We start from the raw sequence: 25,693 nt of genomic DNA on the forward strand, positions 1-25,693 counted from the left end.
GACATCAGAATCACCATTGTTGTTGTAAAGGGGCCGAACGAGCCTTTGGAGCTCGCCTCTGGCCACCGGTCTTTTGCCGGTAGTGGGGGCGATCCTAATCGCGCAAGCTTTCAGCCAGCTTTCGCCGCAGACAATGGAGTTTTTCTGTGAGGGGCGAGGTTTACTTGTGGGAGCAAAGCTTGCTCGCGATAAAAACGCCGCAGCTCTCAAGCGGGAATGCGTCAACTTCATCGCGAGCAAGCTTTGCTCCCACAGAAAATCGGTGCGCCACCGGTCAATCAAAATGCTGAAAGATTCAACGGCCGCACCGCGCCCATCCAGATCGCGTGCTCGGTGTGGTCCATCAAGTCATCGCCCGTATCCGGGTGCATGAAAATCACCAACCCCTTGCGATTGAGCGCCAGCCACGGCAGGACCACGCCGATGTACTGCGGATCGAACGCCAGCTGACAGCTCCAGTCCGGGTGCGGGCCGACCGGGCGTTGGTGGACGCGGCCCATTTTCAGTGGGAACAGTTGCGCCGCTTCCTCGCACAGGGCCCGCGCCTGATCGAGGGTATTGGCGTCGAAATACACGTGGGCGTGGTAGCCCTTGATCCGCTGCATCTGTCACTCCTTGAAAAAGAGGCCGAACCCTCGCCGTTTTCCGCGGGTCAGAGGCCTTATACGCGGAAAAAAAGGAAAAACAGCCATGAAAAACGCCGAAACCCCGGTCATCAAAGTGGTGCTCTATGGTGCCATGAGTAGTCTCGGCAGTGCGTTGATGGCTGAAATGCTGCGGCGCCAGCACGAAGTCATCGCCATTCTCGACGATCTCACCGCCCTGGCTCCACGCCCGGGCTTGCGGACCAAGACCGGTGATCTTTTCGACCCCGAGCGGGTCAAGCAGAGTGTGGCCGGCGCCAGTGCCGTGGTGTGTCTGTTGAATGCGCCAGGGTTGCCGATGAACAGCGAACAAGTGGAGCGCACATTGATTCCCGGCCCCGTAGAGCAAGTATTGGCTGTGGATTCACTGATCGCCGGCATGCAGGCGGTGAATATTCCACGGCTGTTCCTGGTGGGTGACTTCGCCGTGCTCGACGAAGAGCCGACGGATGACGATTTGCAGCGCCATGCCGCCGAAGAAGTGCTCGATGCGCTGAAGAACAGCACCTTGCAATGGACCTTGATCAATGCGCCTTACGCCGCGCCAGGCTTGGGCATCGAGCATTTCAGCCAAGTCAGTACGAGCCTGGAGCCTGGAATGGCCGAATCCCTGGAGCGGCTCAACCGGGTGGCGGTCGGCATCGCCGATGAGCTGCATCTGAACCTGCATGTGGGCGAGCACGTCAGCTTTGTCGCGGCCGTGTAGGCGCGTTAAACGGCAATGGAAGGCAGCGGCAAGCCCGTCAGCGACTCGGCACTGTTGGCCTGTTCTTCCATCAGCCAATCCACGAATTGCCTGATCAATACGCCGCGCCGTTTACGCTGGGGCAAGACCACGTAATACCCCAGCCGCGACAGCACCGTTTCAGCGATCGGACGACACAGCAGCCCCTGTGCCAATAAGTTATCCACAAGGTGACGCCAGCCGATGGCCACGCCCTGGCCGCCAATCGCCGCCTGGATCAGCAATGTGTAGTTGTCGAAGCGCAACTGCCCTGGCGCCGGCGGCGAAGTGATGCCCAGCTCGCGAAATACGCCACTCCAGTCGAACCAGCTACTGCTGTTACCCGCGCGCAGGTGCAGCAACGGAAATTCCGCCAAGTCCTGGGCGGGCAAGGGCAGGGGGCGTTCCTTGAGTAGCAGCGGGCTGCACACGGGAAAGACTTCTTCGCTGAATAGCCAGCGACTTTCGCCTTGTTTGAAGCGACCATCGCCGAATAGCACGGCAACGTCGATATCGGTCCGGAGCATGTTGTGGTTGCGCTCGCTGGTCACCAGGCTGACGTCCACCTGCGGGTTGGCCGCGTGAAAGCGATGCAGGCGCGGCATCAGCCAATAGGCGGCGAACGCGAAGTCCGTGGCGACTTGCAGCACTTCGTGTTGATGCTGGGCGGTGATCGCGCTCAACCCGGCATCGATGCTCTGCAAGCCGGCCTGTACCTGCTCGAACAGGATCGTCCCGGCCTCGGTCAGTTCGATGCCGCGGTAGATGCGGTCGAACAGCCGCGTACCCAGTTGTTCTTCCAGGCGTTTGATCTGTTGGCTGATGGCCGGTTGCGTGGTGCCCAGCTCTATCGCCGCCGCCGTGAAGCTTTGCTGGCGCGCCGCGGCTTCAAAGGCGCGGAACAGTTCCAGAGACAGGTCACCCAGGGCGTCATACATAAGCTGTGCTTATCCTAGTCATTATCCTGTATGGGCTTTACCCCAAAACCCGGGGGCTACATGCTCAATCGCAGCAATGTCGCATAACTGCCTACTATGGAATGCCGCGAATACATGAAGCGCAAGAACATTCTTTTCATCATGGCCGATCAAATGGCCGCGCCAATGTTGCCGATCTACGGTCCTTCGCCGATCAAGCTGCCGAACCTGTCGCGTCTGGCCGCCGAGGGCGTGGTGTTCGATGCTGCCTATTGCAACAGCCCGCTGTGCGCCCCGTCGCGTTTTACCCTGGTGAGCGGCCAATTGCCGAGCAAGATCGGTGCGTACGACAACGCGGCGGATTTCCCGGCGGACGTGCCGACCTACGCCCATTACCTGCGGCGCCTTGGCTATCGCACGGCGCTGTCCGGCAAGATGCACTTTTGCGGGCCGGACCAGTTGCACGGCTACGAAGAGCGCTTGACCAGTGACATTTACCCGGCCGACTACGGCTGGGCGGTGAACTGGGACGAGCCGGATGTGCGGCCGAGTTGGTACCACAACATGTCGTCGGTGTTGCAGGCCGGGCCGTGCGTGCGCACCAACCAGCTGGATTTCGATGAAGAAGTGGTGTTCAAGGCCCAGCAGTACCTGTTCGACCACATCCGCGAGGACGGTGACCAGCCGTTTTGCCTCACCGTATCGATGACCCACCCACACGACCCGTACACGATTCCCAAGGCGTTCTGGGATTTGTATGACGACAACGACATCCCTTTGCCGCAGACCCCGGCGCAAACAGAACTCGATCCACATTCCCAGCGACTGCTGAAGGTCTATGACCTGTGGGACAAGCCACTGCCTGTGGATAAGATTCGTGATGCCCGCCGTGCCTACTTCGGCGCCTGCAGCTACATCGACAGCAACGTCGGCAAACTCCTGCAAACCCTGGAAGACACCGGTTTGCTGGACGACACCATCATCGTGTTCTCCGGCGATCATGGGGACATGCTCGGCGAAAAGGGCCTCTGGTACAAAATGCACTGGTTCGAAATGGCTGCCCGCGTACCGTTGCTGATCAGTGCGCCGGGGCAGTTCGCCAGCGGCCGGGTGAGCGCAGCCGTGTCCACCGCCGACTTGCTGCCGACCCTGGTGGAGCTGGCCGGCGGCACGCTGGAGCCGGGCTTGCCGCTGGATGGCCGCTCACTGGTGCCGCATCTGCAAGGGCAGGGCGGGCATGACGAAGTCTTCGGTGAATACATGGCCGAAGGCACCATCGGCCCATTGATGATGATCCGCCGCGGCCCGTGGAAATTCATCTACAGCGAAGATGACCCATGCCTGCTGTTCGACGTGCGCAACGACCCGAAGGAACTGGAAAATCTCAGCCAATCCCCCGAGCATCAATCCGTGTTCGCCGATTTTCTCGCCGAGGCGCGCGCCAAATGGGACATTCCGACGATTCACCAACAGGTGCTCGCCAGCCAGCGCCGCCGCCGTTTCGTCGCCCAGGCGCTGACCCTGGGCAAACTCAAGAGCTGGGACCACCAGCCGCTGGTGGACGCCAGCCAGCAGTACATGCGTAACCACATCGACCTCGACGATCTGGAGCGCAAGGCCCGTTATCCACAACCCTGCCAAAACCAATAACGTAAGGGGCACGCACATGCAAAAGTTATCCACAGTACTGACCGCCGGGCTGTTGGCGTTGAGCAGTGTTTCGGCGTGGGCCGAGCAAAGCTGCGAAACCGTGAAGATGGCCGACCCGGGCTGGAGCGACATCGCCGCGACCAATGCGATCACCGGTTTCCTGCTGGACGGGATGGGCTACAAGGCCAAGGTCGACACCCTTGCGGTGCCCATCACCTTCGGTGGCCTCAAGGACGGCCAGGTGGATGTGTTCCTGGGTAACTGGATGCCGGCGCAGCAGGGTTTCTACGACAAGTTCGTCGCCACCGGCGATGTCACGCAATTGGCCAAGAACCTGGACGGTACGGAATTCACCCTGGCGGTACCGGACTATGTCTGGGACGCGGGTGTGCATAACTTTGCCGACCTGAACAAATTTGCCGACAAGTTCGAGAAGAAGATCTACGGCATCGGTTCCGGCGCCCCGGCCAACCTCTCCCTGAAAGAAATCATCAAGACCAATGACTTCGGCATGGGCGAATGGAAACTGGTGGAATCCAGCGAACAGGCGATGCTGGCGGAAGTTTCCCGGGCCGTGAAGAAACAGAAGTTCGTGACCTTCCTCGGCTGGACCCCGCACCCGATGAACGTGCAACTGAAAATGCACTACCTCAAGGGTGGCGAGAAGTACTTCGGCGACACCGGTAGCGTCTATACCTTGACCCGCAAGGGTTATGCACAGGCCTGTCCGAACGTTGGCAAGCTGTTGACCAACCTGAGCTTCACCCAGGAAATGGAAAACAGCATCATGTCCGAGGTGGTGAACAACAAAGTCAGCAACGCCGATGCGGCCAAGGCCTGGATCAAGGCGAATCCGGCGGTGCTGGATAAGTGGCTGGACGGCGTGAAGACGGTGGACGGCAAGGATGCGTTGGCGGCGGTGAAGGCCAAGCTCTAGGCATAATCGCGAGCCGCCTTTGTGGCGAGGGAGCTTGCTCCCGCTGAACTGCGCAGCGGTCCCAATTTTTGCGGCCGCTGCGCGACCGAGCGGGAGCAAGCTCCCTCGCCACATTGGTTCACCTGATACTCTTGCGCCAAACCCCATCCTTGAGGCCCCATGGCAATCCCCACGCGCCGTTCACTCTTGCCTTTCCTGAACTGGCTGCCCCGGCAGACCCGTGCCAGTGTCGGCCGTGACCTGATCGTTGGCCTCAGCGGCGCGATTCTCGCGTTGCCGCAATCCATCGCCTACGCCCTGATTGCCGGTTTGCCACCTGAATACGGCTTGTACGCGGCGATTGTCCCGGTGTTGATCGCTTGTTTGTGGGGCTCGTCCTGGCATCTGATCTGCGGTCCTACGGCGGCGATTTCCATCGTCCTGTATGCCAGCGTCAGCCCTCTGGCCGTGCCCGCCACTGATGACTACGTGACCTTGATCCTGTTACTGACAGTGTTGGCCGGTATTTTCCAATGGCTGCTGGGGCTGTTGCGGTTCGGCGCGCTGGTGAATTTCGTCTCCCACTCGGTGGTGCTGGGGTTCACCCTGGGGGCGGCGGTGGTGATTGCGTTGGGGCAGTTGCCGAACCTGCTGGGTCTCGACCTGCCGAATGAAGCCACGGCGTTGAAAGGCCTGCTGATGTTGCTCAGCCACATCGAGGCTGTGGATAAGCCGTCGTTGCTGCTGGGAATCGGCACTTTGGTGCTGGGTGTGGTGCTCAAGCGCTTGCTGCCACGTTGGCCGAGCCTGTTGATAACCTTGGTCATCAGCAGCCTGGTGGTCTGGCTGTGGCCGGCGATGTTCGGGCATGTGGCGCTGGTCAGTGCCTTTGCCGGGCGCCTGCCACCTTTCACGCCGCTGCCGCTGGACCTGGAGTTGATCCTGCGCCTGCTGCCCGGTGCGGTCGCGGTGGGCATGCTCGGGTTGGTCACCAGTCTGTCCATCGCCCGCTCGTTGTCGGTGCGTTCCGGGCAGTTGCTCGATGCGAATCAGGAGGTGAGGGCGCAGGGGCTTTCCAACATCGTTGGCGGATTTTTCTCCGGGTCATTGTCAGCCGGTTCCTTTACCCGTTCCGGCCTCAGCTATGAAGCCGGGGCCTGCTCGCCGTTGGCCGGGGTGTTCTCGGCCTTGTGGGTGGCGCTGTTTGCGGTCGCCGGGGCGAATCTGATCGCGCACATCCCGATTCCAGCCATGGCCGGCAGCATTCTGTTGATCGCCTGGGGGCTGGTGGACCATCGCGGCCTCCGCGCGTTGTACCGGGTCAGCCGTGCCGAATTCGTGGTGATGAGCCTGACCTGCCTGGCCACGTTGCTGCTGGAGCTGCAAACCGCCATCTATGCCGGTGTGTTGGCCTCGCTGTTCTTTTACCTCAAGCGCACCTCGCAGCCGCGAGTGCAGCATTTTCGCGAAGGGGAAGCGGAGATCCTGCGGGTCGGCGGCTCGATCTTTTTCGGGGCCAGCCATTACCTGCAAGCGCGCCTGCAACGGTTGCAGGCGCAGCGGGTGGTCATCGATGCCCAGCAGATCAACTTCATCGATTATTCCGGGGTGGAAATGCTCCATCAGGAAGCCCGGCGCCTGCTTAGCCAAGGGCGTAGCCTGACCTTGCGCATGGCCCGGCCCCAGGTGGTGGAGGAGTTGCTGAAGTTGGAGGGGGCGCAGAAGTGCCCGATTCATTTCGAAGACTAGGGCTTAAGGTAGGCATACCCTGTGGCGAGGGAGCTTGCTCCCGCTGGGCTGCGAAGCAGCCCTAGACTTTAGTACCGTGTGGTCAGTTTTGCGGGCGCTTCGCACCCGAGCGGGAGCAAGCTCCCTCGCCACAGTTCACAGTTCACAGTTCACAGTTCACTGCGCCAGTTGGCGGCGCAACTCGGCCAGCACCGGCGCAGTGTCCGGGCGAACCCCGCGCCACAGGTAGAAGGCTTCGCCGGCCTGCTCGGCCAACATTCCCAGGCCATCCATCGCCACCGCCGCACCGTGTTCGCTGGCCCAACGGCAGAATGAGGTCGGTTCCTTGCCATACATCATGTCGTAGCAAACCGTCTTGCCGGGCTCGATCAAGCTAGTGGCAATCGGCGGCACGTCCCCCGACAGGCTTGCGGAGGTGGCATTGATGATCAGGTCCACCGGTTCTTGCAGCCAGTCGAACCCGCTGGCGGAAACCGGGCCCAGGTCGGCGAACGACTTGGCCAGCAATTCGGCCTTTTCCACCGTGCGATTGGCGATGATCACCGAGGCCGGCGCTTCGGCCAGCAGGGGTTCCAGGGCGCCACGCACCGCACCGCCGGCGCCCAGCAACAGGATGCGCTTGCCCTTGAGGCTGAAGCCGGCGTTGACGGTCAGGTCCCGGACCAGCCCGGCGCCGTCGGTGTTGTCCCCCAGCAGGCGGCCGTCAGCCAGTTTGCTCAACGTATTGACCGCCCCGGCCCGCTGGGCGCGTTCGGTCAGGCTGTCGGCCAGGCGGAAGGCGTCCTCCTTGAACGGCACCGTGACATTTGCCCCACGACCTTCGCGGAAAAATTCCCGGGCGCAGCCGACGAAATCCTCCAGGGGCGCCAGCAGCGTGCTGTAGTCCAGGGTTTGTCCGGTCTGCTCGGCAAACAGGCGATGGATCAACGGCGACTTGCTGTGGCCGATCGGGTTACCCATTACAACGTAGCGGTCCATGGATAATCCTCGTTCAGGCCGTCGCCAGCCAATCGCGATCCTGCAGGAAATACTCGGTCAGCCGCGCTTCTTCGCTGCCCGGCTCGGCTTTCCAGTCATAGCCCCAGCGCACTTGCGGCGGCAGCGACATCAGGATCGATTCGGTACGCCCGCCCGATTGCAGCCCGAACAGGGTGCCGCGGTCGTAGACCAGGTTGAATTCCACGTAGCGTCCACGGCGAAACTCCTGGAACTCCCGCTGTTTGGCGGTGAACGCGTCGTGCTTGCGGCGGCGCACGATCGGCAGGTACGCCTCGATGTAGGCGTCGCCGATGGCGCGAATGAAGGCGAAGCAGGTGTCGAAACCCCACTCGTTCAGGTCATCGAAAAACAGGCCGCCAATGCCCCGGGGCTCGTTGCGATGCTTGAGGTGGAAGTAGCTGTCGCACCAGGCCTTGTAGCGCGGATACACCTCGGGGCCGAACGGCGCGCAGGCCTGCTCGGCGACACGGTGCCAATGGACGCAGTCTTCTTCCACGCCGTAGTACGGCGTCAGGTCGAAGCCGCCGCCAAACCACCAGACCGGCTCTTCGCCTTCCTTCTCGGCGATGAAGAACCGCACGTTGGCGTGGGAGGTCGGCACATGGGGGTTGTGCGGGTGGATCACCAGCGACACGCCCAGGGCTTCGAAGCCGCGCCCGGCCAGTTCCGGCCGATGGGCGCTGGCCGAGGGTGGCAGGCCACTGCCGAAGACGTGGGAAAAGTTGACGCCGCCCTTTTCGATCACCGTGCCGTTTTCGATCACGCGCGTGCGACCGCCACCACCGGCTGGCCGGGTCCAGGCATCTTCGACGAAGCGAGTGCCGCCGTCCTCGGTTTCCAGGGCGGTGCAGATACGGTCTTGCAAGTCGAGCAGGTAGGCTTTCACGGCCTCGGTGCGAGTGGACATGACATCACCTTGTTCAGGGCTACGCTACGCGGCGTATAGCGGGCCGGTGGCAAATGGGCGCACAGGATACCACCGCACTTGCCGACACCACAGTTGACGACGGTCAAGCTTAGGAGTCCGATAGAAGGCTTGGTTAAAAGTCCCGCGACAAGGAGAAAGTGAAGATGGCCAAACGTATCCAGTTCAGTTCCCACGGCGGTCCCGAAGTGCTCGAGTACGTCGGCTACCAGCCTGCCGAGCCGGGCCCGCAGCAGGTGCGCGTCAACAACAAGGCGATCGGCCTGAATTTCATCGACACCTACTACCGCAGCGGTCTTTATCCGCCGCCAGCGTTGCCGTCGGGCCTGGGTGCCGAGGGCGCGGGGGTGGTCGAGGCGGTCGGTTCAGATGTCACGCGGTTCAAGGTCGGCGACCGGGTGGCGTACGGCAGCGGCCCACTGGGGGCCTACAGCGAGGTGCATGTGTTGCCCGAGGCCAACCTGGTGCACCTGCCCGAATCCATCAGTTTCGAACAGGCCGCTGGCGTGATGCTCAAGGGCCTGACCGTGCAATACCTGTTGCGCCAGACCTATGAACTCAAGGGCGGCGAAACCATCCTGTTCCACGCCGCCGCCGGTGGCGTGGGGTCCTTGGCCTGCCAGTGGGCCAAGGCCCTGGGCGTGAAGCTGATCGGCACCGTCAGTTCGCCGGAAAAAGCCGCCATCGCCAAAGCCCATGGCGCCTGGGAAACCATCGACTACAGCAAGGAAAACGTCGTACAGCGGGTGCTGGAGCTGACTGATGGCAAGAAAGTGCCCGTGGTGTACGACGGAGTGGGCAAGGACACCTGGCTGACCTCCCTGGACAGCGTCGCCCCCCGTGGCCTGGTGGTCAGCTTCGGCAATGCCTCGGGTGCGGTGGAAGGGGTGAACCTGGGGATTCTCTCGGCCAAGGGCTCGCTGTACGTCACCCGCCCGACCCTGGCGACTTACGCCAACAACGCCGAAAACCTGCAACGCATGGCCGATGAGCTGTTCGGGATGATCAATAGCGGCAAGATCACGGTGGACATCAACCAGCGTTATCCACTGGCGGAAGCGGCCAAGGCTCATACCGAGTTGTCGGCACGGCGCACGACCGGGTCGACCATTCTCCTGCCCTGAAATTCGGTGATCCTGGATTGAAAAACCTGTGGGAGCGAGCCTGCTCGCGATGGCGGTGGATCAGCCAACATCAATGCTGGCTGACCTGACGCCATCGCGAGCAGGCTCGCTCCCACACTCGGTCTGTGGTGTTCATAAATGCTGTGTTCACCACAAAACCTTTGTGGGAGCGGGCTTGCTCGCGAAAGCGGTGGGTCAGCTTGCATCAATGTTGGATGTGCCGGCGCCTTCGCGAGCAAGCCCGCTCCCACATGGGATCTGTGTCGAAGAGGGGATGTGTGTTCGCGCCTAGTCCGGCCGCACCACTTTGCCGGTCGCCAGGTCGCGAATCACGCTGGGGTTCTTGCGCCCGCCCAGGTTGCCGCCCAACACCAGGTCGATCTGCCCACGGAAATACTGCTCGACACGAATCCGCGTGCGCGCCGCCGGGCGCCCTTGCGGGTTGGCCGAGGTGGACACCAGCGGGCCCACCAGTGAGCACAAATCACGCACGGTAGGATGATCGCTGACCCGCAGCGCGACGGTGTCGTGCACCCCGGTGATCCATTCCGGCAACAGGTTCTGGTGCGGCACCAGCCAGGTATTGGGCCCGGGCCAGGTGCTGGCCATGCGGTCCATCCAGGTTTCGGGGAAGTCTTCGAACAGAAAGTCGAACTGGTGGATGTTGTCCGCCACCAGGATCAGCCCCTTGTCGGGCAGCCGCGACTTGATCGCCAGCAGGCGTTCCACCGCCTCCTCGTTCCACGGGTCGCAGCCCAGGCCCCATACCGCTTCGGTTGGATAGGCAATCACCGCCCCGGCGCGAATTTCTCGCGCGGCTTGTTGCACACGCCAACTGTTGACCATGAAAGATTCTCCCGCAACGCAAATAAGGCTGTGGGCAGTTTACCGATCTTCCTCATAAAACCTAGCGCGCGAACCAGCGTCCGTTGTCGCAGGTGGCGCGTCCTTCCATTTCCAGCTCGGTCAGCGCCGCCAGCACCTTGGGCAAACCCCAACCGCTGGCGTCGGCCAACGCCTCGCTGCTCAGCGGCGCGGCATGCAGCAGGCGTAGCAGCGGATGGGTCACCGGCTCAGGCATCGCAGCCAACGGCAACTGCTGCCAACCGCGCAGCGCCTCAAGAATGTGCTCGACGGTTTCCACCAGTGCCGCACCGTCGCGGATCAACTGATGGCAGCCTCGGGCCCCGGGGTGATGGATCGATCCAGGGATGGCGTACACCTCGCGGCCCTGTTCCGCCGCCAGTCGGGCGGTGATCAGCGAGCCGCTGGCGACACTGGCCTCGACCACCAGCACACCCAGGGACAAACCGCTGATGATCCGGTTGCGACGCGGAAAGTTGCTGGCATGGGGCGCGGCGTCCAACGGGAACTCCGACACTACCGCGCTGCCTTGGGCAATCATCGCGTCCGCCAGCCGACGATTGCGCTGTGGATAAAAATTTTCCAGGCCGGTGCCCAACACCCCGACGGTACGCCCGCCCACATCCAGCGCCGCCTGATGGGCCGCCGCATCGATACCCAGGGCCAGGCCGCTGGTGATGACAAAACCGGCCCCGGCCAGGCTTCGGGAAAACGCCGCCGCAGTGTCCATGCCTGGCCGCGATGCCCGGCGACTGCCGACCATCGCCAGCTGGGGTTTTTCCAGAATGGTGGCATCGCCAGCGACGAACAGCAGTGGCGGCGCGTGGCTGATTTGCGCCAGCAGCGCCGGGTAGTCGGGTTGGTCCCACATCAGTAAATGCTGGCCCGCGCGCTCTAGCCAGGCCAATGCGTGGGCGGCGCCGTCACGCACATCCGGGCTGCGCCGGGCCTCGGCGCAGGCCAGCGGCAAGCCCAATGCGCGCCAGGCGCTGGCCGGCGCACTGATGGCCTTGGACGCCGAGCCGAAGGCCTCCATCAGGGTCATGAACCGCTTGGGTCCCAGTTCCGGCAAGCGGTGAAGGCGTAGCCGGGCCTCCAGTTCCGCAGGGGAAACCGGAGCAGATTCAGGTAATGACATGCGATCATCCTTGACCGTTATAAGCCCCGTACAAACGGGAACAAGCTGTGGATAACTCTGTTGGTAACTTGTGAGACCCGTTATGGATTACGGACCTTGTCGAGCACTGCCAACGAGCGCGAGGCGTACAGCACCAGGCCGTAGCTGAGCTTGTCGTAGGTGCGGAACACCATCAGCAGGCCAGCCCGCTCATCGGGGATTTTCACCGACTCGCCGGTGATGCGGTCGCGTACGGTTTCACCGGTCTTCATCACCGCCAGCACATTGCCTTCGGTCAGACCGTCACGGCGGCCCTTGTTCAGGGTAACCACGTCCAGCGCGCCGATCTGGGTCACGCCCCGGGGCACGTCCAGGATCAACCCGCTGATGTCCGACTTCGGCGCGCTGGGCATGAACGTCGAATTGATCGAGCGCTCTTCGCCGCTGAACAGGCGATCACCCAGGCGCACTTCCTGAGTGGTGCGTTGCAGGGCCAGGGTGGTGACGTCGCCTTCGGTAGCGACCACCTCGCCGCCGCCGATGTCGTCGGCGTTGATGCCCAAGAATTCCTTGGTCTCGGGGTCGGTGTAGACCTTGCCCTGGCGGAAGATGCCGTAGGCCGACTGGCCCGCATCGAACGAGCCACGGGCAAAGACCCGATCCCCCATGCCGCTGAGGACCCGTTCGGCATTGCCGGCGACGATATATGGCGCCTTGTTGAACTCCTCAGGCGTGTCGACGATGCGATTGCTCAGCAAAAAACTGTTGATGGCTTGCAACGGGATGCTCGGGATGGCATCGGCCACCGGCGAGCTGCGAATGCGCGGCGACAGCTTGATCGTGCCGCGCGAGGCGCCGCGATTGAGGGTCAGGCGCGGCTGGCCGTTGACGTAGACCAGCGACAGGGTATCGCCGGGATAGATCAGGTTGGGGTTTTCGATTTGCGGGTTGGCCTGCCAGAGCTCCGGCCATTTCCACGGCTCGCGCAGGTATTTGCCGGAAATGTCCCAGAGTGTGTCCCCCGTCACCACCGTGTATTGCTGGGGAAAACCTTCCCGAAGTTGCACTTGCCCGTGCGCGATACCGGCCGAGGCCAGGAGCAGCAGGGCGAGTAGTGATTTCCTCATGCGGTGAATCCCTTTATTATGTGCGTTCGCGTAAAACGCCAGAGCCCCCGTGGCTCGCTCCGTGAGGCGCTATTCTTCACAAGAGCAACGTTTTACAACGGTAGCCTGCATCCCAAGACACGCCAGGCCAGCCACCCGACTTTACCTCACACGTGCATTTATCAAGCTTATGGCCATTTTGAACATTCTCGAATTTCCGGACCCGCGCCTGCGCACTATCGCCAAACCGGTGGCCGTAGTGGACGACGAAGTGCGTCAGTTGGTCGACGACATGTTTGAAACAATGTATGAGGCGCCAGGCATCGGCCTTGCCGCGACCCAGGTCAACGTGCACAAGCGTATCGTCGTGATGGACCTTTCCGAAGACCGCAGCGAGCCGCGGGTGTTCATCAACCCCGAGTTCGAAACCCTGACCGACGAGATGGACCAATACCAGGAAGGCTGCCTCTCGGTGCCGGGCTTCTACGAAAACGTCGACCGCCCACAGAAGGTCAAGATCAAGGCCCTGGATCGCGACGGTCAACCTTACGAACTGATCGCCGAAGGCCTGCTGGCGGTGTGCATCCAGCACGAGTGTGACCATCTCAACGGCAAGTTGTTCGTCGATTACCTGTCCACCCTCAAGCGTGACCGGATCAAGAAAAAACTGGAAAAACTTCATCGCCAGAATGCTTGATGCCCTCCTTCAAAGGCTTGCCGCGGCAAGCCTTTTTCTTTTTGCGACTGCTTTGTAACTGAGAGCTTCCCATGACTGAGCCACTGCGCATCGTCTTTGCCGGCACTCCCGAATTTGCCGCCGAACACCTCAAGGCCCTGCTGGCCAGCCCCCACGAAATCGTCGCGGTCTACACCCAGCCGGATCGCCCGGCCGGTCGCGGGCAAAAACTGATGCCCAGCCCGGTCAAGCAGCTGGCCCTGGAGAATGGCCTCCTGGTGTTGCAGCCGCCGACCCTGCGTGATGCCCAAGCCCAGGCCGAACTGGCGGCGCTGAAGCCGGATTTGATGGTGGTGGTCGCCTACGGCCTGATCCTGCCGCAAGTGGTGCTGGACATCCCGCGCCTGGGTTGCATCAACAGCCACGCCTCGCTGCTGCCACGCTGGCGCGGTGCGGCGCCGATCCAGCGCGCCGTGGAAGCCGGCGACGCGATGAGCGGCGTCACGGTGATGCGCATGGAGGCCGGCCTGGACACCGGGCCGATGCTGCTCAAGGTCAGCACCCCCATCAGCGCCGAAGACACCGGCGGCAGCCTGCACGACCGCCTCGCGCTGATCGGCCCGCCGGCCGTGGTCCACGCCATTGCCGGCCTGGCCGCCGGCACGCTGGAAGGCGAAGTGCAGGATGACCGCCTCGCCACCTACGCGCACAAACTGAACAAGGACGAGGCCCGCATCGACTGGAGCCGCCCGGCCATCGAGCTGGAGCGCCTGGTAAGGGCCTTCAACCCCTGGCCGATCTGCCACAGCACCTTGAACGGCGAGGCCCTGAAAGTGCTGGCCGCCAGCCGCACCGAAGGCAAGGGCACACCGGGTGAAATCCTCAGTGCCAGCAAGGACGGTCTGGTGGTGGCCTGCGGTGAGCAGGCGTTGTGCCTGACACGCCTGCAACTGCCCGGGGGCAAGGCGCTGAACTTCAGCGATTTGTTCAACAGCCGCCGTGAGAAATTTGCCGTCGGCACCGTGCTGGGCCAAGCGACGGACGCCTCATGAACCCGCGTCTGGCCGCCGCCAAGGCACTGGCTGCCGTCCTCAACGGCAAAGCCTCACTCAACAGTTCCCTGCCGACCCAACTGGACAAGGTGGAAGACCGTGATCGTGGTTTCACCCAGGACCTGGCGTTCGGCACCGCCCGCTGGCAGCCGCGCTTGTCGGCCCTGGCGGCCAAGCTGTTGCAGAAGCCGTTCAAGGCTGCCGATGCCGATGTCGAAGCCTTGCTGCTTGTAGGGCTCTATCAATTGCTCTACACCCGCGTCCCCGCCCACGCCGCCATCGGCGAAACCGTGGGCTGCGCCGACAAGCTGAAAAAGCCCTGGGCCAAGGCCCTGCTCAATGCCGTGTTGCGCCGCGCCCAGCGAGAAAGCGAAACCCTGCTGGCCGAACTGGAACGCGATCCGGTGGTGCGCACCGCCCACCCGCGCTGGTTGCAGAAATCCCTGAAAGCGTTCTGGCCCGAGCAATGGGAAGCCATCTGTGCGGCCAACAACGCCCATCCGCCGATGATCCTGCGGGTCAACCGTCGCCACCATAGCCGCGATGCCTACCTGGCGTTGCTGGGCGAGGCGGGTATCCCGGCCATCCCGTGCCGGTACAGCCGCGACGGTATCGTGCTGGAAACCCCCGGCGATGTGCGCGCACTGCCGGGTTTCGCCGAGGGCTGGATCAGCGTCCAGGACGAAGCCGCCCAACTGGCCGCCGACCTGCTGGAACTGGCGCCCGGCCAACGGGTGCTGGACGCCTGCTGCGCACCGGGGGGCAAGACTTGTCACATTCTCGAGGTCGAGCCGAAGCTGGCCGGCGTGGTGGCGGTGGACCTGGAAGCCAAGCGTTTAGTGCGGGTGAAGGAAAACCTCGAACGCCTGGGCCTGGAGGCCGAACTGATCGCCGCCGACGGTCGCGACACTGCAACCTGGTGGGATGGCAAGCCGTTCCAGCGCATCCTCCTCGACGCGCCATGCTCGGCCACCGGTGTGATCCGCCGCCATCCGGACATCAAGCTGACCCGCCAGCCGGACGACATCGCCGCACTGGCCGTGTTGCAGGGCGAACTGCTCGACGCCCTGTGGTTGACCCTGGAAGTGGGCGGCATGCTGCTCTACGCCACCTGTTCGACCTTGCCGACCGAGAACACCGAAGTGATCGAAGCCTTCCTCGCCCGCACCCCGGGCGCCCGGGAGCTGGACATCGCCAGCCAGGCCGGCCTCAAGCAGCCCCATGGCCGCCAGTTGCTGGCCCAGGAAGGTGGGCATGACGGGTTCTACTACGCCAAGCTGATCAAGATCGCCGCCGCACGCGGTTAAAACCGATTCGATAGGGAGTGAGTGGATGAAAATCATCATCCTCGGCGCAGGGCAGGTCGGTGGTTCGCTGGCGGAACACCTGGCCAGCGAGGCCAACGACATCACCGTGGTCGACACCGACGGCGAACGCCTGCGCGACCTCGGCGACCGCCTCGACATCCGTACCGTACAAGGCCGGGGTTCGTTGCCGACAGTGCTGCGCCAGGCCGGCGCCGACGATGCCGACATGCTCGTGGCCGTGACCAACAGCGACGAAACCAACATGGTCGCCTGCCAGGTGGCCCATACGTTGTTCCACACCCCGACCAAAATCGCCCGGGTGCGCGAAGCGGCCTACCTGACCCGCGCCGACCTGTTCGACAACGAAGCGATCCCGGTAGACGTGCTGATCAGCCCCGAGCAGGTGGTGACCAACTACATCAAGCGCCTGATCCAACACCCGGGCGCCTTGCAGGTGATCGACTTCGCCGAAGGCAAGGCGCAACTGGTGGCGGTCAAGGCCTACTACGGCGGGCCGCTGGTGGGTCAGCAGCTGCGCCAGTTGCGCGAGCACATGCCGAATGTCGAGACCCGGGTCGCGGCGATCTTCCGTCGTGACCGACCGATCCTGCCCCAGGGCGACACGGTGATCGAAGCCGACGACGAAGTGTTCTTCATCGCCGCCAAGGCGAACATTCGCGCGGTCATGAGCGAAATGCGTCGCCTGGACGAGAACTACAAACGCATCGTCATCGCCGGCGGCGGGCAGATCGGCGAACGCCTGGCCGAAGCCATCGAAAGCCGCTATCAGGTCAAGATCATCGAGATGAATCCGGCCCGCTGCCGCTACCTCTCGGACACCCTCGACAGCACCGTGGTATTGCAAGGCAGTGCCTCGGACCGCGACCTGCTGCTGGAAGAAAACATCGCCGACGCCGACATCTTCCTGGCCCTGACCAACGACGACGAAGCCAACATCATGTCGTCGCTATTGGCCAAGCGCCTGGGGGCGAAGAAGGTCATGACCATCATCAACAACCCGGCCTACGTCGACCTGATCCAGGGCGGCGACATCGACATCGCCATCAGCCCGCAACTGGCAACCATCGGCACCTTGCTCGCCCACGTACGCCGCGGCGACATCGTCAGCGTGCACTCCCTGCGCCGCGGCGCCGCCGAAGCCATCGAGGCGATTGCCCACGGCGACGCCAAGTCCAGCAAAGTCATCGGCAAAGCCATCCGCGACATCGGCCTGCCACCCGGCACCACCATCGGCGCAATCATCCGCGACGAAGAAGTGCTGATCGCCCATGACGACACCATGATCCAGACCGGCGACCATGTCATCCTGTTCCTGGTGGACAAAAAGCACATTCGTGATGTGGAGAAGCTGTTCCATGTGGGGTTGAGTTTCTTCTGATCCAAAGTATGCAGTGACAGGAAGGGCCTCATCGCGAGCAGGCTCGCTCCCACAAGGGGGGGAGGTGTTCACAGTATTTGTGAGCAATGGCGATCCTCTGTGGGAGCGAGCCTGCTCGCGATAGCTATCTAACACTCGACAGATCAATCACTGACACAACCCCAGAGGACCTTCTCCATGCTCGACTCCCTGGAAAAAATGCTCGCCAAGGGTGTGGATAACTCACTGCTGCGCTTCGGCTTGGGCAAGGGCTACCTGGACCTCGGCGAATTCGCCCGGGCAGCCGAACATTTCCAACGCTGCGTCGAATTCGACCCCAAGTATTCGGCGGCTTGGAAGCTGCTGGGCAAAGCCCACCAAGGCCAAGGCGATGCCGCAGCAGCCCGCCAAGCCTGGGAACAAGGCCTCGAAGCGGCCCGCGCCCACGGCGACAAACAGGCTGAAAAGGAAATGACCGTGTTTCTGAAGAAGCTGGATCGTCATCCCTGAATTCACACAAAACAGCTTTTTGTGGCGAGAGAGCTTGCTCCCGCTTGAGTGCGCAGCGCTCATAAAAAAGCCCACCACGCCCCGAATCCCAGCCCGCCAACCAGCCAACACACAAACCCCTGTGGCGAGGGGATTCATCCCCGCTGGGCTGCGCAGCAGCCCCAAACAGCCACGCGGTTTGTCTGGCCGCTTAACTGACAAACATTCACCGCTCCAACATGGGTCCCCAACGTACCCTCTCGACCCTGGTCATCAAGACTTGACTGGAGACGCACACGTCCGAATTACCCAAATGATCATTGCCCTTGGGGGTGGGGTTGTTCCTGAAAAGGCGGCGGTTTGAGCAGATTAGCTGAACGAGAAAAGGGAACGTATCTAATACCAGAAATAAATTCGTCCCCTTATTCCGAAAGCCCTGTAGTCCATCTCCTAAGTTGTCATTGAGGTATTGAGCCTCCTATCTCTCCGTGCTTCATTAGAAATCCAGACAAGCAGTTCTGGCCACAGCGCATCTAACTTTTCGATCAAAAGGACTTGAGCTCATGAAGCAGAACGGAATTGACTTACCCCCGACTCAGGTAAATGGTACGTGGCGCGGCTCTTTAGGAGGATATTGGTCCACGGACGGTATCATCATTGATGGTACTTATATATTTCCACCGCCTCAGCCAGATGTACTAACAGAAGATGATGATTTTTACATAACTGATCTTGTAAAAACTCAAACCGGGCTGGACGACTTCACTTTCAATCTCAAAATTCTCGACAAGGCTATAAATCATAAAAACGCTTATGGCGCAATAAAAGATATATGGCAGATTGTCGAGCGGGAACGCGGTTGGGTAGCTCCTTATTGGCGCATAAATGACGTTTTCTTCAAAAATAAAGCTATTTGCTTTAGTTTGGCTGACGCGCTTGAGAGAAGCGGTTTTACGTCGAGGGAAGCTATTATAGCCATCGCCCACTCAAAATACGCCCGCAGTACAACATTCAAACTGGAAACACCAAAGTTATCTGGAGGTACATTCAGCCCGGTTAAAGCATTGGCGCACTATTTATGGGGGAAGGGAGAGAAGCTTGAGGTCGATATCAATACTATTGGTTTACAAATAAGAGAACACAAGCTCTCATTATTGAAACAGACTATCGAGAGCACTAAATCACCGGGTACGTATCATCTGGTGGACCCAAAGGTGGCTTACGATACTGGTAAAGACAGTCTCATCAGTGGTGCTTACCTTGGGCGAATCACGCTCCATGTTGAGGGTGATTTCATTCGCAGCCGAGATACATCTTGGCAGTTCCTGGGAACAGTCAAAGCCTACCACGACTTTTATGACTTCGATAAAAGCGATAGACCGCTCGCGCTTGAGCAACTAACTACGGCTGGCAGAGCCCTACCGGGAACTGGGTACGAAATAAATATTTCGGGCGAGCATAAAATCCACTTGATAGGAAAAGGCTTTCAGACTCCTAACTTCTAAACAGTAGTGCCATGGCATCGGGTAGCACTGTTGTCATGGCGCAAGGACAAAAACATGAAGATAAGGCATTCGTTGTTTTTTTATTTGGCAAGTCTCTCAGCTACTCCAATAATCGGTGGCTACAATTTATACTCTAACTACGAGAATAACTTGTATGCAGTCGAACATGACACTATCGCCATTCCATTCGCAGCAATTATTGGCACTCTGTTCATATCACTGCTCCTGCTAGTCCTACAGCGACCTTATCGGTTAAGAAAATCAAACAACATGCCCCGCACCTTTCTTACAAAAACCGCAAGCGTCCTCGCCACGATCGTGACGGCAGTTCTATTGCTGGATAACATTATCTACTGGTCGCACCCCAACCATTTGCCAACTTTTTTGACGTTTCTTACGGCTTTCTGTTTGTATATTTATTACCAGTTACAACTTTATGATGTTATCAGTGCCGGCCCTAATTGCTAAGAGTTGGCCAAGATACATGGCAGCGTGTCGCAACGAGGACGAGTACGTAAAGGCATTTCACCGTAGCTAAACAGGAAGAACGTGATAGCGAACGTCGCTGTAATCAATTGATCATTTGTTACGTGCCTGGATGGCGTCAATCGCTGCCCTGGCCGATGCCTTGACGTCACGCTTGCGCGATTTCAATCCCTCAGTGAGCAGGGGGATTGATCGTGCAGTGCCGATCTTATTTAAGGTTGCATGGCAATAGATCTTGTCGAACGGGTCTTCTGTCAAAGCAAGGTGGGCAAGAAGATGATCTTCCACTACGTCGCCATATGAATTGACTAATGCTCCGATAGCTGAATGGCGAACCAGCCATCGTTTGTCCGTCAACAAATGAAATATAGGTTCCAGCGATGCACCGGGCAACATAGGTACTTTCGCGATGCTGTCCAACAACGCCGCCAGCTCGTATTTGTCTTGAACCGCTGTTACCTGACGCAAGAGCACTTCGCTACAATGCTCATTTTTCATATTATGACCCAGCGCCCCGAGGACGAAATAAATCGCCCGGCGAATGTCCTTTGAATCAGACGTTTCCATGAATGCCTTCAGCCCGGCGATGACCGATACATCAGTCAGCTTCTCTGCTTCACGGTGCGCGTGCCACGACACCGAATCGTCGGAGGATACGCCCTTCTCTACCATGGCCATTCGGTGAATCAGATCGACCAGTTCCGTGGGCAAAGAGGTACAGTCTGGTGCCGTTGATGCAACCTGCTCTGTCATCACATGATCCCGTCTCAAAAAGTCGTCCAATCCGTCTGAACTTGACCCACAACTATCGGCCATTAGCACTGGAAGCGTCACGGAGAATTAGCGCGAAAAGGGGATGGATTTATATACACAGTGCACCAAGATTGCCAACCTTGCCGCCCTGGTTTCGGTGCTCGGGTGCGGTCGGCTGCGTTGCTGCAAGCCAGATCCGCTTGTTTGGGTTTGATCTGGGGTTGCTATCGGTCTTTGCTTTGGCGATGGGATGGGGTTGTTCATGAAGCGGCGGCGGTTTGAGGAGGTTGGTGTAGGGAAGAAAGGGGCTGATTGAACCTGAAAATAAATCCGCCCCCCGACGCCTAGTAAAAGTCGTAATAAAGCGCCCACTCTCCAGTTTCATTGTGCTTCCAGAACATCAGGCTCCCACTGTCGACCACGTTCAGATTGATCTTCGAGTCCGATGAGATCTGGAACACAAACTCGAAGCCTTCACCCGGATCAACACCCGACTGGCAGAACGAGGGGTAACCGCCGATCTTGTGTTCGTAGGTGTGGGTGACCAAGTCGTAATAGCTTTGGATCTTGCCCGCGCGTTCCAGCGTGAGGATTGCTTGCTCAAGGTCCTCCGGGACACCACCGCCATCCCACAATGGAAAGTCCTCCGGCACCGCTTGCGCTGTCAGTGGGAAGGGTTTGAGGAACGTACCTGCCACCGACAGAGACTTGCGCACCAACACATCATCCGACCCGTACTCGCGGATAACCCAATTATCCCCCATCGGCTCAAAGTGCTCGGGGAACGGGTTTGAAATGAACACCGTCAGCACACGAACCCCTGCTAGCAGAGGGCTATTGATAGGCAGGGCGGGCAGGTAAAACTGCGCATAGGGGAGCAACTGTTGCCCCGCCTGATTAGTGGGCACCTCTTCATCCGGTCGGAACAGGAATACATTGCCCAGCCAGCTTTCTTCATCGGTGCCGGCAGGACGAAAGCCGCCGGCAACGAGCTTCACGGCGGGGCGGGCCAGGCGTTGCTTGATTTCCTGGATATCCATGGCGATGTAAACCTCCTTTTTACTACAGGATTAATACTGAAAAGGGGGCAGATTTATTTGCTGGAAAATAAATCTGTCCCCTCTGTGCGCTCTCTGTGTTCGCCAAGGTTTTTTGCGTTTTTCGTGAGTAAGGTCAGGGCACTACCTTGGGGCTGGCGTACTAGCCCCGTCCCGCACCTGCATCAGTGCAAATCCCAGCAGATTCAAGCCTTTCCACAGATTCGGATTGTTCGCATCTGCGTTGTCCTGTGCGAGCCCTATACCCCAGATGTTATCAACCGGGCTGGCTTCGACAATAACGCGCGAACCGGTTTGTAGAAGATATTCGTTCAACTGTGGATTCTGAGAGAACTTGGCCTGGTTCGCTCGAACGACAATGTCGTATCGGTGTTGCAGCCAAACCTTATCATTGAATCCGCGCACGTTGCGGCCAAGTGCTTTGGCGGCATTAGGAGTAGGGGCTTGGAGCACCTGCGCACGAATTTCCTGATCGTCGAACAAGGCCGCTTTCTCGGCCATCATGAAGTGTTCGGCCGTCGGGTAATGTTGCCCCTCGACAATGAAGCCAGCCTCGAACCATTGGCTGAAGCACGACGCCGTGACGACAGTTTTGCTGCGCTGGTGCCCCCAGAAAAACGTAAAGCTCAGATGTTCTCCAGAGTTGAAACGTGCGCACAGTTCTTTCAGATGTTCAGAGTCGTTCAATGAGATTTCCTCGTTAACTGAAGATCGAAGTTACAGCTACTGTGCTGACCAAGACAACCACGAAGCTTGGTAGGTCGAACGTCCACAGATTGATGCATACGCGCAACTCTTCGTAAACAAAACCCGACGCAAAACGTCGGGTTTTTTCGTTGAGGAATTAAATCCTATTGCCGCGGCTCCACGTTATCCAATACCCGGTTCGCCAGCAACGAACTCAGCTCAATCAACTGCTGAATCCCCTGCGCCACATGACGCCTCGATCCCTCCAGATCAAACGCCAGATCACTCACCATGGCATCCGCCGAAGCCAGGGTTTCGCTGAGGTTGGCGAGCAAGCATTCGTTATCGAGACCTTTCACGACGGTGTATAGCTGTCCCGGTTTGGGGTCGTCTTGGGATTTATCCGATTTTGGTAGCAAGTAGTGATCAAGCACGCGTTTGGTGGTTTCGTCTTGCTGTTTGGCTTTCGATTTTGCGGATGTAGAAGTGGAATCTGCCTCTGGCGGATTCGGGGTCGTTTTGAACATTGACGTAATCTCTCAATTAGGCCGCAACCCTCTCGCTACTAAACGAAAGGGTGGCGGCTGTGCGCAAGTTAGTAGACCGGTGATTACGTCAAACCCGGCGCACCCGAAGGTGCCATGCGCACAGCCACCATCGAGAACAGGCAACGCCTGACTGATGAGACTCGTGCACCGAGACGTAAACCGGGCTACTAAACCCGACCACTGATGGGCAGTGGCAGGAAGACAATAGAACCCAGGGACAAGGCGCACAAGCGGGCGGATTCTGGCGTAGTTGTAGGCAAAGGCGCAAGGATGCGTAGCTTGATAGAGGGGTGTAGGTGGGGGCTGTAGGAGGGAGGGTTTTTGGTGATATGGGTGGGGTGTTCGGCTCTGGAGCTGGGGCGATTTCATCGCGAGCAGGCTCGCTCCCACAGGGCTCGGTGTTCGGCTCGACACAAGTCCCCTGTGGCGAGGGAGCTTGCTCCCGCTGGCATGCGCAGCAGGCCCCTGCATTTCTTCAGGCAAACCGCATCGTCCGGTTTTGCGTCTGCTGCGCAGCCGAGCGGGAGCAAGCTCCCTCGCCACGGGGGCTGACTAAACCGCTTTCCAAATCTTTTATGGCAGCGTGCCATTCGTTATAGATAATCTATCTGCGAATCATTAGCATTACCTGCATTGGTTTCCCGTTTCCCCGCAGGTACTCACTCCATGCTATTTCCATCTCGCCTTACGTTGCTGGCTGCGTGCTGCTCAGTCAGTTTTCTTGCCCAGGCGGCAGAACCTATTGAATTGGGAGCGACCGACGTTACTGCCAGTGCGATCAAACCCAACTCCAACACGCTACCAACGCCCTATGCGGGAGGTCAGGTGGCGAGGGGAGGCCAGATGGGGGTGCTGGGGAATCAGGACAACATGGATGTCCCGTTCGTGATGACGAGTTACACCTCGCAGTTGATTGAAGATCAACAAGCTGAAGACGTAGGTGACGTGCTTCTCAATGATCCGTCGGTGCGTCAATCCTATGGGTTTGGTAACCAATCCCAAGTGTTTGTGATTCGAGGCTTGCCGCTTAACAGCGACGACATTTCATACAACGGGCTGTATGGCGTCTTACCGCGTCAGATTCTGTCGACGGATGCTATCGAGCGTGTCGAGGTGTTCAAAGGCCCCAACGCGTTTATCAACGGTGTCAGTCCGACGGGCTCGGGTCTTGGGGGCGGCGTCAACTTGCAGCCTAAACGCGCAGAGGATGTGCCGACGCGTCGTTATACCCAGGACATCAGCACCGATGGCCGCATTGGCGAGCATTTGGATATCGGGCAGCGATTTGGCGAGGATAACCGCTTTGGCGCCAGGTTGAATCTGAGCCAGCGGGAAGGTGAAACAGCGATCGACGACCAGGATCAGCGCACAAAGTTGTTCGTTGCGGGCCTGGACTATCAAGGTGATGACTTCCGCGTTTCCACCGATTTCGGGTATCAGAAACAGCGTATCAATGGGCTGCGTAATTCCGTGAATATCGGCAACGCCACCCGCATTCCCACGGCTCCGCACGCCAGCCACAATTATGGGCAGGACTGGACTTACTCCGAAACGGAAGACACTTTCGGCATGGTTCGTGGCGATTGGGATCTGAACGAAAACTGGACCGCATACCTTGCCGGTGGTGCAAAGCACACCCGAGAAACCGGGGTATACGCCACGCCGACACTGGTCGGCAATAACGGCGTAGCGACGATCGGTGGCTCGGAAATTCCTCACAATGAAGACAACACATCGTTCAGTGGCGGGTTGAACGGGCGCTTTAACACGGGCCCTGTTTCCCACCAGGTTGCGATTGGTGGCTCGACGATCTGGACCGAGCAGGAAAACGCCTACACGTTCTATCGTTCCGTGACCGGGAACAGCAATATCTACGACACCCCCAAGCTGCCTAAGCCGACGGCGGTGTCCAGCACGGGCGGTGAAATGGGGGATCCCGGGGTGACCGGCAAAACCCGTAACCGTAGTTTGGCGATTTCCGACACGCTGGGCTTGTTCGATGACAAGTTGCTGGTCACTTATGGTGTCCGTCGTCAGCAGTTGCGTGTCGAGAACTATAAGTACGATGGCACTACTTCAAACGGTGTAGCCAATCCAGCAAACGATGGCAGCCGTAGCGCGCTCTACGATGAAGCCATTACCACGCCTGTTTATGGCATCGTCTACAAGCCTGTGGAGAGCGTGTCGCTCTATGCCAACCGAATCGAAGGCCTTGCAAAAGGGCCCGTGGCGTCCGGTACCGGCATCACGAACCTGGGCCAAGCCTTTCCCCCTGGCCGCACAAAACAGTTGGAAGCGGGCATCAAGTTGGACCTGCAAACCTTCGGTGCCAACCTGGGGGTTTTCCGCATCGAGAAACCTTCCGATGGTTACGTCGACAACGCGCAGAGCCTCTATGTGCGTGATGGTGAGCAGGTCAACAAGGGGCTGGAGCTCAGCGTTTTCGGCGAACCCATCGAAGGCCTCCGGTTGATGGCCGGCGGCACCCGCATGACGTCTGAGCTGAAAAAAACCGCTGGCGGGCTCAACGATGGCAATCACGCCATTGGCGTGCCAACGTTTCAGCTCAATGCCAGCGTAGATTGGGACGTTCCGGGTATCGAAGGTGCCGCGCTCAGCGCAAGGATGTTGCGTACTGGCGGGCAGTACGCTGATCAGGCTAACAACCTGAGCTTGCCGACCTGGAACCGTTTCGACGCCGGCGCACGTTACAAAATGAAATTCGTGGAGAAAGACCTGACGTTGCGCGTCAACGTGGAAAACATTACCGATAAGAACTACTGGGCCTCGGCAAACGGCGGCTACCTTTCGCAGGGTGATCCGCGCTTGGTGAAGTTCTCGGGGACTATCGATTTCTAAGTAAAAAGGGGATTTATTAAGTGAAAAGGGGACAGATTTATTTGCTGGTAATAAATCTGTCCTCTTTTCTCCGGGCTACTAAACCCGACCACTGATGGGCAGTGGCAGGAAGACAATAAAACCCAGGGACAAGGCGCACAAGCGGGCGGATTCTGGCGTA

At 59.5% G+C, this 25,693-nt stretch carries 23 protein-coding genes; 12 read left to right on the top strand and 11 right to left on the bottom strand.

Translation table 11 applies throughout. The features are described 5' to 3' along the window. Positions 1-278 precede the first annotated feature (278 nt). A complete protein-coding gene (locus PBDP_RS00300; protein ID WP_109752880.1) occupies positions 279-605 on the bottom strand; it encodes a DOPA 4,5-dioxygenase family protein in 327 nt (108 codons plus the stop codon). 85 nt (positions 606-690) lie between these two features. On the opposite strand from PBDP_RS00300, the gene PBDP_RS00305 reads away from it, so the two are divergent. Then, on the top strand, positions 691-1,350 hold the full coding sequence (locus tag PBDP_RS00305) for an NAD(P)-dependent oxidoreductase (RefSeq protein ID WP_109752881.1): 660 nt from the start codon (positions 691-693) through the stop codon (positions 1,348-1,350). A gap of 5 nt (positions 1,351-1,355) precedes the next feature. On the opposite strand, the gene PBDP_RS00310 is transcribed toward PBDP_RS00305, so the two are convergent. After that, positions 1,356-2,306: a choline sulfate utilization transcriptional regulator gene (locus tag PBDP_RS00310; RefSeq protein WP_109752882.1), complete on the bottom strand. Its 951-nt coding sequence runs from the start codon at positions 2,304-2,306 to the stop codon at positions 1,356-1,358. A gap of 114 nt (positions 2,307-2,420) precedes the next feature. On the opposite strand from PBDP_RS00310, the gene betC reads away from it, so the two are divergent. From betC to PBDP_RS00325, 3 genes are all read left to right on the top strand, one after another. Further along, complete coding sequence (betC, locus tag PBDP_RS00315) at positions 2,421-3,935, top strand: choline-sulfatase (protein WP_212801668.1); 1,515 nt, start codon at positions 2,421-2,423, stop codon at positions 3,933-3,935. A 16-nt stretch (positions 3,936-3,951) separates the two neighbouring features. Further along, complete coding sequence (choX, locus tag PBDP_RS00320) at positions 3,952-4,872, top strand: choline ABC transporter substrate-binding protein (protein ID WP_109752884.1); 921 nt, start codon at positions 3,952-3,954, stop codon at positions 4,870-4,872. 159 nt (positions 4,873-5,031) lie between these two features. After that, the gene (locus PBDP_RS00325; protein ID WP_109752885.1) at positions 5,032-6,600 is read left to right on the top strand and encodes a SulP family inorganic anion transporter; all 1,569 of its coding nucleotides are present in this window, start codon (positions 5,032-5,034) and stop codon (positions 6,598-6,600) included. Between the two features lie 156 nt (positions 6,601-6,756). Here the strand turns inward: PBDP_RS00325 and aroE are convergent, their stop codons facing one another. Both aroE and hemF read right to left on the bottom strand, forming a co-directional pair. After that, positions 6,757-7,578, bottom strand: coding sequence for a shikimate dehydrogenase (gene aroE, locus PBDP_RS00330; RefSeq protein ID WP_212801669.1), 822 nt, complete (start codon positions 7,576-7,578; stop codon positions 6,757-6,759). Between the two features lie 13 nt (positions 7,579-7,591). Further along, the gene (hemF, locus tag PBDP_RS00335; RefSeq protein ID WP_109752887.1) at positions 7,592-8,506 is read right to left on the bottom strand and encodes an oxygen-dependent coproporphyrinogen oxidase; all 915 of its coding nucleotides are present in this window, start codon (positions 8,504-8,506) and stop codon (positions 7,592-7,594) included. Positions 8,507-8,670: 164 nt separating this feature from the next. Between hemF and PBDP_RS00340 the strand changes: the two genes are divergently transcribed. Continuing rightward, positions 8,671-9,648, top strand: coding sequence for an NADPH:quinone reductase (locus tag PBDP_RS00340; protein WP_109752888.1), 978 nt, complete (start codon positions 8,671-8,673; stop codon positions 9,646-9,648). Between the two features lie 288 nt (positions 9,649-9,936). Here the strand turns inward: PBDP_RS00340 and tsaC are convergent, their stop codons facing one another. The 3 genes from tsaC to PBDP_RS00355 form a co-directional block, all read right to left on the bottom strand. Then, positions 9,937-10,494: an L-threonylcarbamoyladenylate synthase type 1 TsaC gene (gene tsaC, locus PBDP_RS00345; protein ID WP_014335849.1), complete on the bottom strand. Its 558-nt coding sequence runs from the start codon at positions 10,492-10,494 to the stop codon at positions 9,937-9,939. 61 nt (positions 10,495-10,555) lie between these two features. Continuing rightward, positions 10,556-11,650 (bottom strand): DNA-processing protein DprA, encoded by a 1,095-nt coding sequence (gene dprA, locus PBDP_RS00350; RefSeq protein ID WP_212801670.1) that lies wholly within the window; start codon positions 11,648-11,650, stop codon positions 10,556-10,558. Positions 11,651-11,730: 80 nt separating this feature from the next. Beyond that, a complete protein-coding gene (locus tag PBDP_RS00355) occupies positions 11,731-12,756 on the bottom strand; it encodes a LysM peptidoglycan-binding domain-containing protein (protein ID WP_212801671.1) in 1,026 nt (341 codons plus the stop codon). 169 nt (positions 12,757-12,925) lie between these two features. On the opposite strand from PBDP_RS00355, the gene def reads away from it, so the two are divergent. From def to PBDP_RS00385, 6 genes are all read left to right on the top strand, one after another. After that, positions 12,926-13,432, top strand: coding sequence for a peptide deformylase (gene def, locus PBDP_RS00360; protein ID WP_003196300.1), 507 nt, complete (start codon positions 12,926-12,928; stop codon positions 13,430-13,432). 71 nt (positions 13,433-13,503) lie between these two features. After that, positions 13,504-14,463: a methionyl-tRNA formyltransferase gene (fmt, locus tag PBDP_RS00365; protein WP_212801672.1), complete on the top strand. Its 960-nt coding sequence runs from the start codon at positions 13,504-13,506 to the stop codon at positions 14,461-14,463. Next, positions 14,460-15,770: a 16S rRNA (cytosine(967)-C(5))-methyltransferase RsmB gene (rsmB, locus tag PBDP_RS00370; protein ID WP_212801673.1), complete on the top strand. Its 1,311-nt coding sequence runs from the start codon at positions 14,460-14,462 to the stop codon at positions 15,768-15,770. Before fmt ends, rsmB begins: the two co-directional genes overlap by 4 nt. A 25-nt stretch (positions 15,771-15,795) precedes the next feature. Then, a complete protein-coding gene (gene trkA, locus PBDP_RS00375) occupies positions 15,796-17,169 on the top strand; it encodes a Trk system potassium transporter TrkA (RefSeq protein ID WP_134922227.1) in 1,374 nt (457 codons plus the stop codon). 177 nt (positions 17,170-17,346) lie between these two features. After that, positions 17,347-17,658 (top strand): tetratricopeptide repeat protein, encoded by a 312-nt coding sequence (locus PBDP_RS00380; RefSeq protein WP_116833843.1) that lies wholly within the window; start codon positions 17,347-17,349, stop codon positions 17,656-17,658. Positions 17,659-18,200: 542 nt separating this feature from the next. Beyond that, positions 18,201-19,142, top strand: a complete 942-nt coding sequence (locus PBDP_RS00385) for a lipid II-degrading bacteriocin (protein WP_212801674.1) — start codon at positions 18,201-18,203, stop codon at positions 19,140-19,142. Between the two features lie 579 nt (positions 19,143-19,721). Here the strand turns inward: PBDP_RS00385 and PBDP_RS00390 are convergent. The 4 genes from PBDP_RS00390 to PBDP_RS00405 form a co-directional block, all read right to left on the bottom strand. Next, positions 19,722-20,381: a HEAT repeat domain-containing protein gene (locus tag PBDP_RS00390; RefSeq protein WP_212801675.1), complete on the bottom strand. Its 660-nt coding sequence runs from the start codon at positions 20,379-20,381 to the stop codon at positions 19,722-19,724. Between the two features lie 344 nt (positions 20,382-20,725). Beyond that, the gene (locus tag PBDP_RS00395) at positions 20,726-21,421 is read right to left on the bottom strand and encodes a DUF1963 domain-containing protein (RefSeq protein WP_212801676.1); all 696 of its coding nucleotides are present in this window, start codon (positions 21,419-21,421) and stop codon (positions 20,726-20,728) included. Positions 21,422-21,562: 141 nt separating this feature from the next. Then, the gene (gene ybiA, locus PBDP_RS00400; protein WP_212801677.1) at positions 21,563-22,126 is read right to left on the bottom strand and encodes a riboflavin biosynthesis intermediates N-glycosidase; all 564 of its coding nucleotides are present in this window, start codon (positions 22,124-22,126) and stop codon (positions 21,563-21,565) included. Between the two features lie 164 nt (positions 22,127-22,290). Continuing rightward, positions 22,291-22,653: a DUF6124 family protein gene (locus tag PBDP_RS00405; RefSeq protein ID WP_212801678.1), complete on the bottom strand. Its 363-nt coding sequence runs from the start codon at positions 22,651-22,653 to the stop codon at positions 22,291-22,293. Positions 22,654-23,340: 687 nt separating this feature from the next. Here PBDP_RS00405 and PBDP_RS00410 point away from each other — a divergent pair. After that, a complete protein-coding gene (locus PBDP_RS00410) occupies positions 23,341-25,533 on the top strand; it encodes a TonB-dependent receptor (protein WP_212801679.1) in 2,193 nt (730 codons plus the stop codon). Positions 25,534-25,693: the final 160 nt, after the last annotated feature.

Origin of the sequence: Pseudomonas sp. St290 (genome assembly GCF_018325805.1) — a bacterium.
Lineage (GTDB): Bacteria > Pseudomonadota > Gammaproteobacteria > Pseudomonadales > Pseudomonadaceae > Aquipseudomonas > Aquipseudomonas bijieensis.

Excerpts from the sequence above, each read along its gene's own strand:
- PBDP_RS00300 (WP_109752880.1), bottom strand. The coding sequence starts at position 605 with ATGCAGCGGATCAAGGGCTACCACGCCCACGTGTATTTCGACGCCAAT.
- PBDP_RS00305 (WP_109752881.1), top strand. The coding sequence starts at position 691 with ATGAAAAACGCCGAAACCCCGGTCATCAAAGTGGTGCTCTATGGTGCC.
- PBDP_RS00310 (WP_109752882.1), bottom strand. The coding sequence starts at position 2,306 with ATGTATGACGCCCTGGGTGACCTGTCTCTGGAACTGTTCCGCGCCTTT.
- betC (WP_212801668.1), top strand. The coding sequence starts at position 2,421 with ATGAAGCGCAAGAACATTCTTTTCATCATGGCCGATCAAATGGCCGCG.
- choX (WP_109752884.1), top strand. The coding sequence starts at position 3,952 with ATGCAAAAGTTATCCACAGTACTGACCGCCGGGCTGTTGGCGTTGAGC.
- PBDP_RS00325 (WP_109752885.1), top strand. The coding sequence starts at position 5,032 with ATGGCAATCCCCACGCGCCGTTCACTCTTGCCTTTCCTGAACTGGCTG.
- aroE (WP_212801669.1), bottom strand. The coding sequence starts at position 7,578 with ATGGACCGCTACGTTGTAATGGGTAACCCGATCGGCCACAGCAAGTCG.
- hemF (WP_109752887.1), bottom strand. The coding sequence starts at position 8,506 with ATGTCCACTCGCACCGAGGCCGTGAAAGCCTACCTGCTCGACTTGCAA.
- PBDP_RS00340 (WP_109752888.1), top strand. The coding sequence starts at position 8,671 with ATGGCCAAACGTATCCAGTTCAGTTCCCACGGCGGTCCCGAAGTGCTC.
- tsaC (WP_014335849.1), bottom strand. The coding sequence starts at position 10,494 with ATGGTCAACAGTTGGCGTGTGCAACAAGCCGCGCGAGAAATTCGCGCC.
- dprA (WP_212801670.1), bottom strand. The coding sequence starts at position 11,650 with ATGTCATTACCTGAATCTGCTCCGGTTTCCCCTGCGGAACTGGAGGCC.
- PBDP_RS00355 (WP_212801671.1), bottom strand. The coding sequence starts at position 12,756 with ATGAGGAAATCACTACTCGCCCTGCTGCTCCTGGCCTCGGCCGGTATC.
- def (WP_003196300.1), top strand. The coding sequence starts at position 12,926 with ATGGCCATTTTGAACATTCTCGAATTTCCGGACCCGCGCCTGCGCACT.
- fmt (WP_212801672.1), top strand. The coding sequence starts at position 13,504 with ATGACTGAGCCACTGCGCATCGTCTTTGCCGGCACTCCCGAATTTGCC.
- rsmB (WP_212801673.1), top strand. The coding sequence starts at position 14,460 with ATGAACCCGCGTCTGGCCGCCGCCAAGGCACTGGCTGCCGTCCTCAAC.
- trkA (WP_134922227.1), top strand. The coding sequence starts at position 15,796 with ATGAAAATCATCATCCTCGGCGCAGGGCAGGTCGGTGGTTCGCTGGCG.
- PBDP_RS00380 (WP_116833843.1), top strand. The coding sequence starts at position 17,347 with ATGCTCGACTCCCTGGAAAAAATGCTCGCCAAGGGTGTGGATAACTCA.
- PBDP_RS00385 (WP_212801674.1), top strand. The coding sequence starts at position 18,201 with ATGAAGCAGAACGGAATTGACTTACCCCCGACTCAGGTAAATGGTACG.
- PBDP_RS00390 (WP_212801675.1), bottom strand. The coding sequence starts at position 20,381 with ATGACAGAGCAGGTTGCATCAACGGCACCAGACTGTACCTCTTTGCCC.
- PBDP_RS00395 (WP_212801676.1), bottom strand. The coding sequence starts at position 21,421 with ATGGATATCCAGGAAATCAAGCAACGCCTGGCCCGCCCCGCCGTGAAG.
- PBDP_RS00405 (WP_212801678.1), bottom strand. The coding sequence starts at position 22,653 with ATGTTCAAAACGACCCCGAATCCGCCAGAGGCAGATTCCACTTCTACA.
- PBDP_RS00410 (WP_212801679.1), top strand. The coding sequence starts at position 23,341 with ATGCTATTTCCATCTCGCCTTACGTTGCTGGCTGCGTGCTGCTCAGTC.